The sequence below is a fragment of the Ignavibacteria bacterium genome, from assembly GCA_017303675.1.
Taxonomy (GTDB): domain Bacteria; phylum Bacteroidota; class Ignavibacteria; order Tepidaquicellales; family OLB5; genus OLB5.
On record JAFLBX010000001.1, the window covers coordinates 2011081 to 2029826 of the forward strand.

At 39.8% G+C, this 18746-nt stretch carries 16 protein-coding genes; 11 read left to right on the forward strand and 5 right to left on the reverse strand.

Features of this window, described 5'->3' with window-relative positions; genetic code table 11:
* Positions 1–140: 140 nt before the first annotated feature.
* On the forward strand, positions 141–1673 hold the full coding sequence (locus tag J0M37_09035; GenBank protein MBN8585227.1) for a T9SS type A sorting domain-containing protein: 1533 nt from the start codon (positions 141–143) through the stop codon (positions 1671–1673).
* 26 nt (positions 1674–1699) lie between these two features.
* Positions 1700–3094 carry a serine hydrolase gene (locus tag J0M37_09040; protein ID MBN8585228.1) on the forward strand — a complete coding sequence of 465 codons (1395 nt, stop codon included), beginning with the start codon at positions 1700–1702 and terminating at the stop codon, positions 3092–3094.
* A 572-nt stretch (positions 3095–3666) separates the two neighbouring features.
* On the opposite strand, the gene J0M37_09045 is transcribed toward J0M37_09040, so the two are convergent.
* The 5 genes from J0M37_09045 to J0M37_09065 form a co-directional block, all read right to left on the reverse strand.
* Complete coding sequence (locus J0M37_09045) at positions 3667–4554, reverse strand: sugar nucleotide-binding protein (protein MBN8585229.1); 888 nt, start codon at positions 4552–4554, stop codon at positions 3667–3669.
* 7 nt (positions 4555–4561) lie between these two features.
* On the reverse strand, positions 4562–5650 hold the full coding sequence (locus J0M37_09050; GenBank protein ID MBN8585230.1) for a beta-lactamase family protein: 1089 nt from the start codon (positions 5648–5650) through the stop codon (positions 4562–4564).
* Between the two features lie 136 nt (positions 5651–5786).
* Entirely contained in the window at positions 5787–6119 is a 333-nt protein-coding gene (locus J0M37_09055) for a cupin domain-containing protein (protein ID MBN8585231.1), read from the reverse strand.
* 3 nt (positions 6120–6122) lie between these two features.
* Complete coding sequence (locus J0M37_09060; protein MBN8585232.1) at positions 6123–7151, reverse strand: hypothetical protein; 1029 nt, start codon at positions 7149–7151, stop codon at positions 6123–6125.
* Positions 7152–7249: 98 nt separating this feature from the next.
* Positions 7250–8671: an aminotransferase class I/II-fold pyridoxal phosphate-dependent enzyme gene (locus J0M37_09065; GenBank protein MBN8585233.1), complete on the reverse strand. Its 1422-nt coding sequence runs from the start codon at positions 8669–8671 to the stop codon at positions 7250–7252.
* A gap of 715 nt (positions 8672–9386) precedes the next feature.
* On the opposite strand from J0M37_09065, the gene rsmB reads away from it, so the two are divergent.
* From rsmB to J0M37_09110, 9 genes are all read left to right on the forward strand, one after another.
* Positions 9387–11063 carry a 16S rRNA (cytosine(967)-C(5))-methyltransferase RsmB gene (rsmB, locus tag J0M37_09070; GenBank protein MBN8585234.1) on the forward strand — a complete coding sequence of 559 codons (1677 nt, stop codon included), beginning with the start codon at positions 9387–9389 and terminating at the stop codon, positions 11061–11063.
* 58 nt (positions 11064–11121) lie between these two features.
* Complete coding sequence (locus J0M37_09075) at positions 11122–11526, forward strand: Rrf2 family transcriptional regulator (protein ID MBN8585235.1); 405 nt, start codon at positions 11122–11124, stop codon at positions 11524–11526.
* 11 nt (positions 11527–11537) lie between these two features.
* Positions 11538–12746: a cysteine desulfurase gene (locus tag J0M37_09080; GenBank protein ID MBN8585236.1), complete on the forward strand. Its 1209-nt coding sequence runs from the start codon at positions 11538–11540 to the stop codon at positions 12744–12746.
* Complete coding sequence (locus J0M37_09085; protein ID MBN8585237.1) at positions 12733–13503, forward strand: hypothetical protein; 771 nt, start codon at positions 12733–12735, stop codon at positions 13501–13503. Before J0M37_09080 ends, J0M37_09085 begins: the two co-directional genes overlap by 14 nt.
* Positions 13504–13617: 114 nt before the next feature.
* Positions 13618–13998 (forward strand): iron-sulfur cluster assembly accessory protein, encoded by a 381-nt coding sequence (locus J0M37_09090; GenBank protein ID MBN8585238.1) that lies wholly within the window; start codon positions 13618–13620, stop codon positions 13996–13998.
* 121 nt (positions 13999–14119) lie between these two features.
* Positions 14120–14893, forward strand: a complete 774-nt coding sequence (locus J0M37_09095; GenBank protein ID MBN8585239.1) for a superoxide dismutase — start codon at positions 14120–14122, stop codon at positions 14891–14893.
* Between the two features lie 100 nt (positions 14894–14993).
* A complete protein-coding gene (locus J0M37_09100; GenBank protein ID MBN8585240.1) occupies positions 14994–15545 on the forward strand; it encodes a hypothetical protein in 552 nt (183 codons plus the stop codon).
* Positions 15546–15584: 39 nt separating this feature from the next.
* Positions 15585–16085 (forward strand): hypothetical protein, encoded by a 501-nt coding sequence (locus J0M37_09105; GenBank protein ID MBN8585241.1) that lies wholly within the window; start codon positions 15585–15587, stop codon positions 16083–16085.
* A 123-nt stretch (positions 16086–16208) separates the two neighbouring features.
* Complete coding sequence (locus J0M37_09110; protein ID MBN8585242.1) at positions 16209–18641, forward strand: T9SS type A sorting domain-containing protein; 2433 nt, start codon at positions 16209–16211, stop codon at positions 18639–18641.
* Positions 18642–18746: the final 105 nt, after the last annotated feature.

Here is an 18746-nt window from a genome sequence, read left to right on the forward strand (position 1 = left end):
ACAATTATTCAATAATAACTAAAAATATTAATATATTCAGCAAATATTGTAAATAATTTAAAAGTGACTTATAATATATTGATTATATTAATTTGGGAATTTTCTATTGTTTTATAATTTTGAAACAATTAAAAATAAATATGTTCTTCAAAAATTCCTTTTTATTAATAAGCTCTCAATTAATACTTGGTTTTTTGATCCCGGCAGCTATTCCTGTTACTCCAGTTAAGTTCGGTTCATTTACCGGTGATACAATTCTTTATACCGATGTTTCATCGACTCATTTGCCGCTGGCAATTGTTTCCGGCCCCGGTATGGATGCCGAAACGGGTGATCTTGATGGCGACGGCGACCTTGATATTGTAATTGCCAATGAATATCAGCCTAACAAGATACTTCTCAATAACGGGCTTGGTGTTTTTACTGACGGAACACCCGGAAGGCTGCCGCAAAAGAATCTGGACAGCGAAGATATAGGCATTGCGGATATGGACAGTGATAATGACCTTGATATAGTTTTTGCAACTGAAGATCATGCAATCCACGAACTGTATTTCAATAACGGCTCTGCCGTTTACAGGGATAAAAGTAATATTCTTCCGGGCAGCATCGCAAATTCAGTGCTTGCCATTGATGTTAACAATGATTCACTCCCTGATCTTATTTTCGGCAACGCAGGGGCATCTGATACGCCGGCCCAGAATTTCCTGTTGATAAACAATGGCGATACAACCTTCACCAACCAAACCGCTTCCAGGCTTCCGCAGGTGCTTGATATAACCCAGGATATTAAGCTTGGTGATATAGACGGCGATGGTGATAATGATATGGTTGTGGGCAATGAAGACGGTAATAAAATACATATCAATAACGGAAGCGGTTTCTTTACAGATGAAACTTCTTCAAGGCTTCCGCTTACCGGAACTGAAGAAACACGCAAGGTTACTTTATGTGATGTTGATGGAGATGATGATCTTGATATATTTTTCGCGAATGTTGCATTCAGGCCTAACCGTATAAGGCAGGATAGGCTGCTGCTTAATAACGGCTCAGGTATTTTTACCGATGTTACATCTGCAAATATCCCCTTTGATAACGAGCATACTACCGAAGGTATATTTGTTGATGTTGATTATGACGGTGACCCTGATCTAATTACTACAAATATTTTTAACAACCGCCCGGTAAAGGTTTTTGCTAATAATGGCAGCGGGATTTTCGGGGAGGTAACGCAGTTGGTTTTGCCGCCGGGTGTTCTTGGAGAGGGCATAGGCATTAAGGCTGGTGATTTCAACGGTGATAACCTCCTCGATCTTTATGTTGTGAACCGCGGTATGCAGGATAGACTGCTTCTGCGTAATGACACAGCAAAAACCATTGGACTAAATACCTTAAGCAGCGAAATTCCGCAGCAATTCAGCTTGGAACAGAATTATCCAAACCCTTTTAACCCTGAAACTAATATTAGATTCTTGCTGCCCTTTAGTTCGCATGTTAAGCTTACTGTTTATGATGCCTCAGGAAGGTTAACAGCTCAACTGCTCAGCAGGCAGCTTGCTGCCGGAAGTTATGAGGTAAGCTGGAATGCAGGCGGGCTGCCAAGCGGTATCTATTTTTACAGGATTGAGACACCGGAATTTTCTGAAACTAAAAAAATGATTTTAATAAAATAATAAGTTAGATGAATAGTATATATAAATTGAGCAGCTTTAAAACTCTGATACTGCTTACAGCGGTATTTATTACTCAAAGTATTTTTTCAGGCAGTACATTTGATACTGCTTATGCCCGCATACTGCAGCAGAGGATAGAATACCTGAAAACAACTTATAACCTCGTTGGTATTTCTGCGGCTGCGGAAGTACCGGGACAGGGAATTTGGCTTGGCACTGCCGGAATATCTCATGTAAATGTTAATATGGATACAGGCATGGTTTTTGATATTGGCAGTATTACAAAAAATTTCGTCGCAGCTTATACTCTTAAGCTTGTTGATATGGATAGCCTGGGTTTAAATGATTCAATCGGAACTTGGCTTCCGCAGTATCCTAACATAAATAACAAAGTCACAATTAAGCAGCTTCTCAATCACACAAGCGGTATCTATAATTTTACTGATAATTCAGTGTGGGCAAATGCAGTTAATTCTGATCCTAACCGGGTATGGACCCTTGAAGAAGTCGTACAGGGTTATATTCTGGCGCCATATTTTCAGCCGGGCGCAGGCTGGCGATACAGCAATACAAACTATACTTTACTTACCATGATTATCAGGCAGGTTACCGGCTCTGATCTGCCTGCCCTTTTCAGAAGCAATTTCTTTACTCCGTTTGGTATGAATACAGCGTATGTTGAATTAACCGATACAATACACGCTCCGTTTGCACATAACTGGGTACAATCCGGCTCGCAGCTTGTAGATGCATATGGCTACCCGCGCACAGCATTTACAAGCTCAGCCTACGGACCCGGTGGTGTTATTACCAGGCCCGAAAATATGCTGAGGTGGTCTAAAGCTCTTTATGAAGGCCAGATCATTTCCAACAGTTCGCTTAACCAGATGCTTACATTTGTTTCAGCGAATATATCAGGCGCAAACGGGTACGGACTCGGTACTATGAGATATAATGTCGGCGGAAAGATCTGCTGGGGACATGGCGGTAATTCCTTCGGACACTCAAGTGTTTCTATGTATTGGGCAGAAGGCGGAATTTCTATTGCTGTTATGATGAACCGCGATATAAATACCGGTCCTATAGGTATTGATTTCATGAATACGGTCATTACATTTAATCCCACCGGACTTGTACCGCTATCAACTATAGTACCCGGTGATTTTAAATTAGAACAGAACTATCCAAATCCTTTTAATCCTGCAACAAAGATCGGTTTTTCACTTCCCAAAAGCTCCGCAGTTAAGCTGAAAGTATTTGATATTTCCGGTAGGGAAGTATCGGAGTTAATTAACAGTACGCTCCAGGCAGGTACATATGAATATGAATGGAATGCGGCAAATCTGCCCAGCGGTGTTTATTTTTATGTATTAAGTGCAGGGGAGAATATTCAAACCAAAAAAATGATCCTGGTTAAGTGATTCAATAATCTGATTTATTTCATGTAGAAAAGCTGCACATTAGTATTATCCCCATTGTTAAGCGGAGCCGGTTTCAAACCGGCTCCGCATTTTATATATCATTCTGAGCTACCAAGTGAGGTGTGTGTAAATAAAAGGTTTGTCATTCTGAGCGCAGCGATGTCACGAAGTGCTCTTCTAAATCTAGACTAATCACTTCAATGGAACATATATTCTAGCCGTAAATATATTTACAATGTTCCCACATCAAGCGACTCTTCTTAAAAAAAAGATCTCTGTCATTCTGAGCGAGCAACGCGAGCGAAGAATCTAGACGTAGAATAACAATTTAACATTAATACAAACATTAAAAAGATTTACTAATTTTTATTAATATATTTCAATCGAAGTATAAGATGTGGGAACGAATTTATTATTTACGCTGGATCCTTCGCTTACTGCCTTCACTAACGTTTCGGCAGTCTGACGCTCAGGATGACATAGTTTGAATAATACTTTCGATTTCAAGAGTATACCAGGCTTGTTTCGTAGCCGGGCCTTTTAAGGGCCTTTTTAATTCTACTGTAAATTTTTTATCTCAAAATCCTCTTAGCCTTTTCAAGATTCTCTCTATAACTAAAAGTCCCCAACCCATGCCCATCCAGCTTATCCCGGTTCAGTCCAAGTTCCTTAACAGTTGGATAAGCTGTGAACTCATCACAGCTTGCTGGAACAACAAGCTTTTTATCAAACCCGAACTCTTCACACATGCCGATACACATATCATACCGTGAAAGATACTCACCGCCGCAGAAATTAATTATGTCATTATGCCTGTACTTCTCCGGCAGAGCGGCTAAAATACCCGCTGCATCTTCTGTATATATTGCGTTTCTGAACTGATCTGTAAATGCCCGCAGCTCTTTTCCTTCACTCAGTGATTTATATGCAATATCAAAGAATGAAGTATATTCAGATAATGTGAATCCGTAAACCAGAGATGTCCGCAATATCAGGTATTTCATACCAAATTCCTTAACAGCTTCTTCGCCTTCAAGCTTTGACTTCGCGTATATTGTCAACGGCTCCAGAGCCGATATATCTTCTCTTAGGTTAACACCTGCTTTATATACCAGGTCTGTTGATGTATATATCATCAGCGTGCCGGTTTGTGAACATAGCTTCGCCAAATGACCCGTAACCCCGCCATTAAATTGACTTATATAATTATCATTTTGTGTTGTAATTCTTGTAGGGGTAACTGATGCCAAATGATAAACAATATCCGGTTTTACTTTATTGAATAATCGTTCTGTCTCTTCTGTATCTGCAAGATCACATTTAAACAACTCTATTCCGTTAATTTCCGGTTTGTGTGAGTTGTAAATTCCGGTGACCCTGCCTGTGGCATTTAACAAAAGCGCCTTACATAAGTAAGGCGCAATATAACCCGATACACCGGTTATTAAAATATTCTTCAATTTTATTTTACCTGTTGAGATATTTAAGTATTTCCATTGCCACTCCGTCTACATCATTTGCCTGGTTGCTGAGTACAACCACACCTGTATTGGTCTCAGGTATGAATCCCATAAAGCTTCTGTAGCCGCCTGTGCCGCCATTGTGCCATATCACGGTTCTGTCCCACATTGTTTCAGATATATGCCACGCCAAACCGATTGCGGTATTCGGAATATCAGTTTCAAATCTTCTTGTCTGCATAAGCTTTAAGCCCTCTTTGAACTCAAGCTTTTCGGTTTTACCCATCTGGAATGCGAGGTACTTTATCATATCGCTCAAGTTTGATTTTATCGCCCCGGCTCCTTCCATTACATCAAAATCCCAGTTAAATGCCGGCTCGCCTTTTTCATTATACGGCTTAGCAAGCTTCTTTTGCATATCAGCGTTTATAATAATTGATGTCATTGTCATTCCGAGTGAATCAACCAGGTAATAATGCAGCAATTCCTCATAGGATTTCCCCGAAGCGCGTTCCATTGCAAAACCCAGTATCCCCATGCCTGCATTTGAATAAAGGTATTTCGTGCCGGGTTCGTATTCAGGTATATAGTTATTTATGAAGCTCAAAAGATCCGCTTCGCTGTATTTTTTATACGGATTGTTAACATCAACGTTTTTGTTCATAACCATATTTGAAGGCAGGCGCGGAAGCCCGGATGTTTGTGTAGCCAGATTGTAAAGCTTTACCGGCGCTGTGCTTGAAAAATTATGTATTGTTGTCCCTTCCGGAAGGTAATTCTGCACCGGGTCGTTTATCTTAAGCTTGCCGTCACGCTCCAGCATAACCAGCATTGTGGTTGTGAATGTTTTGGTTATGGAGCCTATTTCATATACAGTATATTCATCCGGTTTACTGGAATCTTCCTTCGACACTTTACCGAAGAAAAACATTCTGGGAGTTTCGCTGTTAACATCATACAGCCCAACAGCCATGCTCATATTTTTTTTGCCGTCTAAAAGCGGCTTGATAATTTCCGTAAGCTTCGCTTCGAGATCCTGTGAAAATGCGATATTTGTAAATAATAAAACGGTTAAAATATAACGTAATATTTTCATGCTGTAAAATTAGTTAATTTCAATGATTATCAATAAATTGATGAATTGATTTACCAATTTGTATTATACAAATATAACATTTAACCCCGTAAAAAGGGGATATTTCGTTTCCGTATCCCCTCGAAGGCGGGGATCTCTATCTTTCGCCGCCTTCGGGACCATAAAACAGCACCCATGTTACAAAATCATCCGTAAAATCTTCAAACCGGTGCTCTGCACCGGCAGGCACGAACAGGAAATCGCCCTGGACAAAATCTACATATGTGCCCGCGTTAAAAAACCTGCCCGAACCGCCGGCAATTATATAAACCTCATCTCGTGTATGCGGCTGTTGTTTATCAACCCCGTCAGGCTTATACAGCTCCACAACAAGCGAGCCGTGCTTAAAAAATTCTACAAATTCCCTACCGGATGCTTTAAGCTTTTCTTGAGTTGATTTGAGGGAGAGGTAGTTGTTTGATGTTTTCATTTGTTATTCGTAATATTCGTAAATGAAAACTGTTTTATAAGATGGTTTCCTGTTGCTATAATAATTAATAATTTCATTAAGAAAACCCTCTTTATTGTAATCATAATCTTCAAAGCGGGTATTTTTAGGATAATAGTAAAACTCAGTTCCAAATTGGTCCCAATTTCTAGTTTTTTGTTTTATTATTTGATTTTGTTGATTATAATAATAATGTTCAATTCTATATAAGTGATCATCATGAAAAGAATATTTCAGTATTAATTTATTGTTGTGAAAAATAAATTTATCAGAACCAACTGTATTATATCTGTATTCATTAAATAATACTGTATCTTTGTTTTTGGAATAAATTAATTCCCATAATTTATCTTTTTTTCTGTCCGGGTAAACGGAATTACAAGTTAACTTTAACTTATTTATTCTGTCATATACAACAAAGATCGTATCATTTGCATAATCCCAATATTCTTTTTCTTTTATAAGATTATTCACGGTATCAAACTCAAAAAAGTTTGTATCAGTATAATTATCCAGAGTATCATAAATATTTCTAAGCTGTATTAAGTTTCCTCTTGCATCATAGTTATATTTTATAAAACTGTTATATGCTTTATGGTAATTTATCTTTTCGCTAACTAAGTTCTCTGAATTGTATTTATATAATGCAGAATCAATCGGATCTCTTGTAAAATCACCGTGCCTTTGAAGAATTGTTATGAAAGTATCTAAATATTTCCATTTAATCAAATGACCGTTTGTATCATACTCATATTTATTTTCGTAAAATAAAGTATCCTCAAATTTCCATTTTCTGTAATATTGAGTAGCTTCGGTAATTGCTCTAATCTTGTACTTTTTTATACTTGCTGCATTTTTATTGAGGAGATTAGGATTCTTGTAAGTAATGTATGGAGTATCAATTTGTGGTGTATAGATTCCACCAACATAATCAGTATTAAATTGAGAAAATAAATCTACAGCTAAAATTATAGAAGCTGAATATAAAAGTAATATGTAATCAACTTTTTTCATATCTACAGAAAATTAACTCAATCATACATAAAAAACAACAGGATAATCCGATAAAATAAATTATCAAATTTTCCTGTAGTAAAAATAATTCCTAATTCTTACTTCTTAATTGAATCAACATACTTTCCATGAAACACCCTCATCTTCTCAACCAGCTCTTCCATTTCGTCACGTGGAGGAAGGAACGTTGTCCTGAAGTGAAGCGTTCCCGGTAACTGGCCGAATCCTGAGCCGGGTACAACGCAAATTCCCGTTTCTTCTAAGAGTGCCATGCAGTAATCATTATCACGCTTGCTCTCGTATGCTAATTGCTCGGCGGGGGACATTTTACTTACATCAGCCGTATGTGGCAGCTCAAGCTTTACAAATGCATACATTGCGCCCTGAGGAATATCAATTTCCATTCCTTCAATTGCATTCAGACCCTTACCCAAAATCTCAGCTTTCGCTTTCAGTTCATTCAATATTCCGTCACGCTCCTTAACATACAGGTCATAACTCTCTTCGCCCTGTTTCGGGGGATTCACAACCAAATATGTCACCAATTGTCCCACTGTGTTGCTGCATAGACTAATTGATTGCAGCTTGATGAATTCACTCATCACATCAGCAGGCACATTGCGTATTTCAAGGTAGCCGCCTCTATGACCGCACTCGCCCATAAATCCTTTGCTTACGCTGTGGAAGCTGAAGAGCGAAATATCACTCTCACCCATCTGGTGCATTACCTTCGCAAATGAATGGAACATACCATCTATTGAATACACATTATCCTGGTATACTTCATCAGCCATTATTGCAAGCTTATGCTTCTTGGCAAAGTTTATCACCATCTTTATGTTTTCAAATGAAAGCACTGCTCCCGTTGGATTACCCGGATTAATAACAACAATTGCAACGGGATCTATTCCTTTAGCTTTCGCATCATTCAGGCTCTTCGTCAATATCTCCTCATTCAGCTGCCATGAATTTCCTTCATCTAAATAATACCCTATTTGGCTCCCGCCATAAAGCTCTATTGTTGCGCTGTAAAGCGGGTACTGAGGTATTGGAATCATAAACCCGTCACTTGGCTTCTTAAGCAGGGCGGTCAGGACTGCTGATACTCCCTTACTTGCGCCGTCTGTCAGTATAATTTGATTTTCGTTTGTAGGTATCCCATCGCGCTTTTCAATAAATTGCGATACAGCCTGTTTAATAAACGGTGTCCCTGCACTCTGTGTATACGCGCCTGTACCGTGAGGCATCATGTGATGCAGATGTTTTGCATGTTTAATAATATCCTGCGGAAATAATTCATTCACCTGCTCATGTTCAAGCAATGCAGGGTATTCCATCAGGCAAAGTATTTGCCTTATATAAGTGAGAGGTTTCTGCTTCAATGCCTGCGGATTGCCGATGTTGCAGTAAATAATTTTTTTGCCTGATTTCTCGAGCTCCTGCGCGCGGATTACAATGGGTCCCCTTACTGCATATTCAGCGCTTAATAATTGCGGGTTTAAGTCTTTGATTGATATCATGTTATTCAGTAGTATTTAGTTATTATTTGCGAGGAGCGATAGCGACGAAGCAATCTCATTGAAAGACGTATCAATGGATTAGATTGCTTCTTAAAGTCGCAGCGTATTCGTTCGCAAATTATTTATCTTTGCAAAATAAATAATCAAAACTCTATATTAAACATATTTCTTAAGCCTCTTATCCTTAAGACTGCCTTAAAACAATCCCCCCTTTTTCAAAGGGGGGAGTAAAAGCTGCCGTATTCATCAATTGTAGATCAAACGATAACTTTAATCTTGCAATAATCTGCGATGGGGGTTGGCTTCTAAACCACAATAATACAACCCTTCGGGGTTCTCTTTATTCCATTTCTCTAATCTACAATAATTTCACTCCTTCGGAGTTGGGATTAATCCCGTTATTAGAGACTTATCAATCCCGAAGGGATGGCATTATTGTAGAACTGAATTGTAGTAATTTTATTAACCCCGAAGGGGTGACATTCTTGTAGAAAATGGATAGAAAAATATTTAAACCTTGAACCGGTGTCATTATCTCTTTTATTCAAATAAATCTGCATAAGTTCTGGAAAAATTCGAGCAATTAGTGAAATTCGTGTAATTCGTGGTTAAACCTTTTAATATTTGCCTATTCGGACTACCGTAGTCCTATTCATTGTATATACTATAATATACCGCTATATTTGCATAATAACTGAATTAATGTGTATAAATAATGAGCGAAAACAACGAAAATTCAGGCGAAAATGTGAATAATTTGGTACCGGAAGAAATTAAAGCACCTGTATTGAATGAAACTGTAACTGAGCCTAAAGAGATCAAAGTTACAGATCCACAAGAACCTGAAGTAAAACAAAATGAAGAGACCCAAAACGGGTCAGGACTAACTGAACCAACCCAAAATGAATCTGCCCAAGGCGGTGATAAACCCGCTGCAAAGCAGCCGTTCAATAAGAACAGCGATAAGGCTTACTCTGATAAACCTTCGAACAAGTCAGGTGATAACCGCAATTACCAGAATAAACGCGAGCGCCCCAAAGGCGATACCATTTATTCCGATGCGCGCAGCCTGGCTGTAAAGATACTTACCCGTGTTGAGCGTACCGATGCGTATCTTGATAAGCTTATCGATTTTGAGATCCGCACTGAGTTGCTTAACGACTACGATAAATCTTTACTGAATGAAATTTGCCACGGCGTTATCAGGTGGATGCGCAGGCTTGACTGGTTCCTCAACGGTTTTTACCGCGGCAACTGGGAAAAATGCACACCTGAAATAAAAAATACGCTCCGCGTAGCTTTATACCAGATATTATTCCTTAACAAGATACCTGATTTTGCTGCTGTGAATGAAGCTGTTGAATTTGTAAAACGTATCAGCACACAAAAACACGCTGATGTTGTTAACGGTCTTCTGCGTACAATTATCCGCACTAAGAACGATCTTGTTTACCCCACACGCGAAATTGACGAAGTAAAATATCTCGGCATTATGCAGTCACATCCAAACTGGATGGTGAAAAGATGGATCGACCGCTTCGGTTTTGATGACGCATCATTGCTGGCGGAATCGAACAATAAACGTCCCATACTAACACTGCGTGTAAACACGCTTAAAACTTCCAAAGAAGATGTATTTAAACGCTTTGATGAACGCAGTATTGTTTACCGCACATGCCGCTACATAGATTATTTTGTAACTCTTCGCTTGATGTCAAAGATATATCTTGATGAAGATTTTAAAGATGGCAAATATACCGTGCAGGATGAATCCGCCGGACTGCCGGCTGTGCTGCTTAAGCCAACCGAAAATGACATGATACTTGATATGTGCGCAGCACCGGGTGGTAAATCAACCCACATCGCGCAATTGCTCGGCGGAAAAGGTAAAGTTTATTCCGTTGATAAATTCGACGCTAAGATCAAAATGATGAAGCAGAACGCTGAGCGGCTCGGAATCACAAATATTGAATTTATTCAGGATGATGCCCGGGACCTGCAGGATGAAAGGGTAAAGGACCTTAAGTTTGATAAAATTCTTCTTGATGCGCCTTGTTCGGGACTCGGTGTGCTTTCAAAAAAACCTGAAATCAGATGGAAGCGTGAATTTGAAGATATACTTGCGCTCACAGAAATACAGAAGAACCTGCTTAACAGCGCGGTTAAATACCTGAAGCCGGGCGGCGTTATTGTTTACAGCACATGCTCAACCGAACAGGAAGAGAACATGGATGTTGTTAAGGATTTCCTTGAGAAAAATCCTGATTTCAAAATTGATAACGCTTCGCAATATGTAAAAAGTGAGCTTGTAAACGCAGAAGGCTGCATCGAAACCTTCCCGCACAGGCACAACATTGACGGCTCTTTTGCTGCAAGATTAATTAAAAAATAAAATTTTCTTTCCAAAGTCCCCTCCTTTACAAGGAGGGGATTTAGGGGAGGTCTAAATTATGTTTAAACTCTCAAAAAAAGTAGAATACGGACTTATAGCAGTAAAACACATGGCTACGCCGGGTGAAAACTGCACATCTTCGGCAAAGGAAATTGCCGATAAGTATAATATTCCATATGACCTGCTTTCGAAAATTCTGCAGAAGCTTAAAAAGCATGAGATATTAGGCTCGGTACAGGGAACTCACGGCGGCTACAAGCTGCTTATGGATCCTAAAGAGCTTACGCTTGCGCAGATCTTCAATGCAATTGAAGGCGAAAGCTATATTCTTGATTGCGGCAAACACGAAGATTCAGAAGCATGCTCTATTTATGAAACGTGTATATTAAGCAGCCCGTTAAAAAAAATACAGCGGCAGATAAACAGCTATTTTAATTCCACAACACTTGCAGAAATAGTCTGATAATATTTAAGATGATAAATTTTCCGATATATCTCGATAACAATTCAACAACCAGGGTGGATCCCGCTGTAGTGGATGCCATGCTGCCTTATTTCAGCGAACATTACGGCAACTCCTCCAGCAAGTCTCATGAATTCGGCTGGAAAGCTGAAGCCGCTGTGCAGCATGCGCGCAGCCTTGCTGCGAGGCTGCTAAACTGTGAGCCAAGAGATATCATTTTCACCAGCGGCGCAACTGAATCAATAAACCTTGCCATTAAAGGCACCGCCGAAATGTACGGCGCAAAAGGAAATCATATTATTACTACGCAGATCGAGCATGAAGCCGTACTTGATTCATGCAAAAACCTTGAGCGCAAAGGCTATGAGATAACTTATGTAAAAGTGAATTCCGGCGGAATTGTTGATCCGCGGGATATAGCAGCAGCAATTACCGGCAATACAATTCTTGTTTCAGTTATGTATGCCAATAACGAAATAGGAACTATACAGCCAATAAAAGAAATTGCAGGAATTTGCAGAGCAAAAAAGATCGTTTTTCATACTGATGCAACACAGGCAGCAGGTAAAATACCGCTTGATCTATCGGATCATTCTATTGACCTTCTCAGCTTTTCTTCGCATAAAATGTACGGACCCAAAGGTGTTGGCGCTCTTTATAAAACCGGTAAGCTTCCCAGGGTCAGAATAATGCCTCAAACTGATGGCGGCGCACAGGAAAAAGGACTCCGCGCCGGCACATTGAACGTGCCGGGTATCGTTGGCTTCGGCAAAGCATGCGAAATTGCTGCAAAAGTGCTGAAAACGGAAGTTGATAGTATCACACTTAAAAGGGACAGGCTCTATAATGGAATTATTTCAGCAGTAAAAGGGGTTAGAGTAAATGGTGACCTCAATAAAAGGATACCGGGTAATCTGAATATCAGTATCCCCGGAGTTGATGCTGACTCCCTGATGATGGCAATGAAGGAAATCGCAGTTTCAACCGGCAGCGCCTGTTCATCTGAATCAGTAGAGCCCTCACATGTTCTCAGCGCAATCGGGCTTGATAAAGAACTGATGCGCTCAACGATACGTTTCGGCATAGGCAGGTTTAACACTGATGAAGAAATTAATTACGTAATAAATAAAGTTTCAGAAAAAGTAAATTACCTGCTAGGCTTAAAAACCCCTTCTGAGAACGGAAGCAAAACGAAGAAAGGGGAATATGCTGAAAAATAAGATAATTTTACTTTTTGTTTTTGCTATTTTTACAACAAGTATTTTCCCGCAGGGCAGATCAAATAAAAACTCACGGGATAGTTTCAGCAGGATAGAATTGAGCTTCAGTATCGGTTATTCAAGGCCGCTGCTTGAAGCATACGGCGATAAAGTCACTATCAATGCCGCTGAAGACCAATTGTTCATTGACGGCAAAAGGCTTATCGATTCCGATAATCTCGGAACGAATAAAGGTATCGGGGTTCAGACCTACATGAAGTACAGCCTCATGAAAAACGGCAGGCTAAAAGCGCTCTTTAACATAGGGTATAATGCATTGACCGGGAATTATCCCGGACCATCTGATTATGATATAGGGGTGAGGATCCAGTCATTTTCACTTGGACTTGGCGCTGAAGTTAACCCGCTTGGTCATAATTCACCTGTTTACCCGGCAGTGTTCGGACTTATGCGTATGAATTTTATGGGTGGTGAAACTTATCATAAGGCGGGTCTCGATTTCTTCAAAGTAACGCCCCGTTATGGTTATACCGGTGGTTTTAAGCTATACTTCAGGGTTAAAAATACCATCGACCTCTTTACAGGCTACAGCTACAGCTACGATAATGCCTGGGGGAAACAAACTGAAGATAATACTGTTACAACAGATAGAACCATTGTTTTCAGGGATGAAAAAAGCGCGGTAAACGGGCTTACTTCAAACCGCAGGGTCGCATATTGGGCACTGTATTTAGGTATGAATTTTTTCTTTAAATAAACTATTTTTAACAATATCTGAATCAATTTGCGAGAAGCAAAACGACGAAGCAATCTTAATCAGCAATTTTTGTAAACACTAGAGCAGCGTTAAACAATCTAAATATATATAATTATGTCAGAAACAAATATTGTAACACCAGAAATTACCAAACCGGAAGTTACCGACGGCATCGTGTTGACGGAAAAAGCCATTGGAGAAGTTAAAAAGATCATGGCTGAAAACTCTATCCCTGAAGATTATGTTCTTAGGATAGGGGTTAAAGGCGGAGGCTGCTCAGGGTTAACATACACACTTGGCTTTGATGCAGAATTAAAGCCAAATGATAAGATACTGAATTATGATAATGTAAAAGTTGCTGTTGACTGGAAGAGTATTCTTTATCTAACCGGTACAACCGTTGATTATACTGACGGCCTTAACGGCAAAGGATTTGTTTTTAATAATCCTTCAGCTAAAAAAACTTGCGGCTGCGGCAGTTCTTTCGGAGTATAACTAATTTTTAAAAAGTTTTTTAACCACCTTGTTTATAAAGGGGGAAGTATTTTCTCTGGTTTTGAGAATTTTTTTGATACTGAATTAAACACATCTTCACAAAAAAATAATTTTTTTACTTATGAAAAATAAAAGCAGAAGAGAATTCATCAAAACTTCTGCGCTGGGCGCTGTTTCGCTCGGTTTGCTTAACAATATCGGATTTTCAAATACTAATAATTATAACCAAAGCGGCAGGGCTTTGGGATCCAAAGGAGGATATTTTAAAATGGCTTATGAATGGAAATTCAACCCCCGTCCATACAGTGATGAAGAAGCAAAAACATTATTAAAAGATGTTATCGACGCTGAAACCACTGACTGGCACTATAATACACATCATAAAGGATATGTAACTTTTTTAAATAACATAGAAAAAGAGCTTGAGTCCGCTGATCTTGCAAAAGCCAACGGCAACTGGTCTGATCTTGGTGAGCTTAAACGCCGCTTTACATGGAACCACTCCGGCGCATATCTGCATGATGTATATTGGGATAATATGGGCGGAGACGGCGATATTTCAAAAGGTCCTGATGTTAAAGCTGCCATCGAAGCTAATTGGGGCTCTGTTGATAACTGGAAAGCTGAGTTCAAAGCATGTTCAGTTGCAGCAAAATTAAGCGGCTGGGGACTTCTCGTATTCGACAGGCTTTATTCAGGCAGGCTCATAAACGTTCTGGTTGATGAACACCAGTACGGTGCAATATGGGGCGGTGTGCCGTTAATTGCATGTGATGTATTTGAACATGCTTATTATCATAAAGATGGACCCGGAAGGGCTAAATATATTGATAACTTTATCAATAATCTCAACTGGGCAAGAATTAATGACAGGTTCAATAAATATTGCAAATAACATATTGTAAATAAAATATATAACTCTAGGCAGGTTTTTTATTAACCTGCCCTGTTTATTATATGTAAAACTATTAAAATACTTATTATATTTGGCACAATTGAAAAAATTACCGTTCTTTATAGTATTTGCTTTATTGCTGGTAATTTCCGCCTGCGGCAAAAAGGAAGAAAGTACCACCAATAAAACGGGTGATAATAAGCCCGGTGAGTTTGCATGGAATGACGACATTTCCGCATCCGGTATTCCTGATTTTCCTGTAAAAGGAATGATAGGCGGAAAAGAAGTGCAGTTCGGATATATCAACTTCGAAAAATGGCGCGGTTCAAACGACCACGTACTGAATTTTTCAGTCACAAAGCCTGAACAGAACTGCGGCTTCATCGAAAATTTTGAAGGCTTTACTCTGATAAATAAAGGAGCTGAAATTAAACAGGGTCCATTTGTAAAAAGTAAATTTGCAGATGACCCTAAAACATATTCAGCAAGCTTTAAACAGGGCGGAAATAAGTCTACTGACCCTTGGAACTGTGCTTTGGAAATAGAAAGTATTTCCGATAAAACAGTAAAAGGGAAGCTGGTTATTTTTTTCAATGATGCATCAAAAAGCTGGGTAGCAGGCAGATTTGAAGCAGCAGTATGCAACAATTAATAATATTAACAAAAATCAATTAACAACTAAAACCATAGCATGAAAACAACATTAAAATTATTCATTCCTTTTTTTGCCGCAGTACTTATAGCAGTTTCCGGTTGCGGTAAAACCGAACAGAAAACCGATGGCGATAAAAAAGATACAACAAAACAGAACACAACGAACCAGAACCAGGTTGCAGGCGAAAATAAAACACAAACCAATCCGCCCGGAACAACCAATGAGCTTGGCATAAAAGAAGGCATGCCCGCAGATTATCCCTCTGACGTTCCGCAGCCTGTAAATTCAAAATGCCTCGGCTCGCTTAATACCACTGAAGGCACAGTTGTAACATTTGAATCTACCGATAAGCCAAAAGTTATTTTAACTCCGTTCGGTGAAGGCCTTGAAAAAGCAGGCTTCAAAAAAGGTGAAGGCGAAATGATGAGCGATGACGGCGGAATGGTAGTTTGGACAAAAGATAAACGCGAAGTAAGTATTATGCTTGCCTGGGATAAAACAAAGAATAATTCTTCTGTTGTTGTAACATACCGTTAATCTGAAAATTTTTATAGCTCTGATTCGGTAATATTTAGCAAAGAAATTCAAATCCTAAAAACATTGAGTTCAAATATTAAGATATTGAGCATAGCCCTTCTGCTGTGCTCAATATTTATTTTTATGCCCGTTCTTAATACTGTTTACTCCCAGTATCCTGTCGTATTTGTTTCACGTAATATTACTTCAGGCGGAAGCGTATATTACCCGCAGGTAAGCCTGCTGCCGGGTATGGGCCCGTATTCAAGAGCTGCTGTTGTTGGCGGAAGGCTGCTTGTACGCGAAGCAAACGGCACGCTCCGCGTGCTTGTTGATAGCACCATGCTCTTCGGTTCTACAAGGCTTATTGATGTATCAGACCCCAATGTTTACTGGAATGCTTCAAAAATTGTGTTTGCGGGAATTGAACACCGCGACAGCAGCTGGCGTATTTACGAAATACGCGCTGATGGTACAGGCCTTAAAAAAATTACTCACTCAAATCGTAATATCACTCTTTCACAGTTCGGTCCTATCGCCTATAAATTTGTAAAGTACGATGACCTGGACCCGTGTTACTTACCTGACGGCAGAATATGCTTTTCAAGCACAAGATATCCCGCGCTTTCTCAATACACTGCCAAGCGCGTAACCAATCTGTATCTCATAGATTCAAATTCACAAAATCTGCACAGGGTCACAACAGAGCGCAACGGCGCAGATGAGCCAACCATTGACCCGGTTAGCGGAAAAATAGTTTACAGCCGCTGGTGGCTTAATATTGATCATCCTTCCATTATTACACCAAACGGTATTACACGTGATTCAGCATTGGCTGTAACAAACGATATGGCTAATATCTGGTCAGCGGCAAAGATCAGACCCGATGGCGAAGGCCTTGCTTTTTATGCCGGTACAGGCAACTGGCGTGTTGGACAGAATAATTACCGCCCTTCGTTATTAAGTGATGGCAGGATGTTAAGTCTGTTTACACCTGATAATGCTATGGCATATACAACAGGCAGCTCAGGCATTCGGCTGTTTGAAACAGGCAATGGATACGGAACACATATCATCGGGGTAAATCCCGCAACTATGCAGCTATATCAAACAACACCGCCTTCATACGGCACAATGCAGCCGCCATACGCTGTTGATCCGGTGGAGCTGCCAAATAACCTCATACTGATTTCTTATGCAACTCAGGTTGAAAACCAGGATTATGCTTTATACACTATTAATCTGAATGGCAGCGGTTTAACTCCTTTTTATGATATCCCCGGTAAAATGGATCTTAACGCAGAAGTTCTTATGCCAAAACCGGTTCCGCCGGTTTTGATCGATGGTGTCACCGATATCCCTGATGAGCTTCCGCCTACAATAGACCCCAATACATGGTATAAAGATGGAGGCTTCAGGTTTGACTGCGTCAACACTTTCACAAACGGTGATGTTGACCAGCCTATGCAGGATGGACCGCCGATAACCCGTTTTGCTAAAATTAATTTTTTCTTAAGCTTTCAGCGGCAGGATTCAACCGGCAGGGATACAGCTTTATTCCTGACCCAAATGCCTATTTTCCATACGGGACAAATTGCATTTGATAATGCGCCTGCAAATGTTTCTATGTTCGAGCAGGTTGTTGATTCCAGCGGAAAAGTTCTGCGCGGCTCAACAGGACAGGTTGCTCACGTAATAGGTATGAATTACGGCAAGAACGGTACCGGCACAAAATGTGTAGGGTGCCACTCAGGGCATACCCAGATACCTGTGCCGCCAACAATTTCTGAAGCAGCATACTTCAATACTTCAACATCTGCAGAAGTAACTCAAAGCTCGTTTAAGTTTGTCAGCGATTCCGTTCAGTATCCCGGCAGAATGGTTGTTGACCGCAAGGCGCGAAATGATTCGCTTAAAGTAAACTGGATAGCAAACGGAACTAATAATGAATATGTTAACCTTAAATGGAATATCCCGATTGATGTTCGGCATATTACAATATATAACATCAGGCCCAATGCTGCAACCAATACCAATATTCAAGTCACTGACTGCGAAGTAATTTGCTATTACAACGGAATTGAAGAAGCAAGGATAACAAGCACCGGACCCATTAGCCTAAATGGCACTACGGTTAATATAAACGGAACACCCAAGATAAATGAAGTGAGGGTTGTTGTGAAATCTTTTACGGGACTTATTAACGGCGAAAGCAAAGCAGGACTTGCTGAAGTTGAAACAAATGCCCGTATTTCATATTATGATGTGTTCGGTATTCAGACAATTTCTGAAATTGCCGATAAATTTTCTTTAAGCCAGAATTATCCTAACCCATTTAATCCAACTACTAAGATAAGATATTCAATCCCCAAGGGTTCATACTTCGGCAATTTTGTTAAACTGATAGTTTATGATATCACCGGCAGACAGGTTGCCCTGCTTGTAAACCAGGTGCAGCGCACCGGTGTTTATGAAGTTGACTTCGATGGCTCAAATATCGCAAGCGGTATATACTTCTACAGGCTTACCGTTGATAACAAATTTTCCGACGTAAAAAAAATGGTTGTGTTGAAATAAAAGCAGGAACCCCCATCGAAGTTTTACCCTATAATAAAATATTTTAAATAATCTGAATTTTATATATAATTTTAAGATCACATCCCCCCTTTTTCAAAGGGGGGA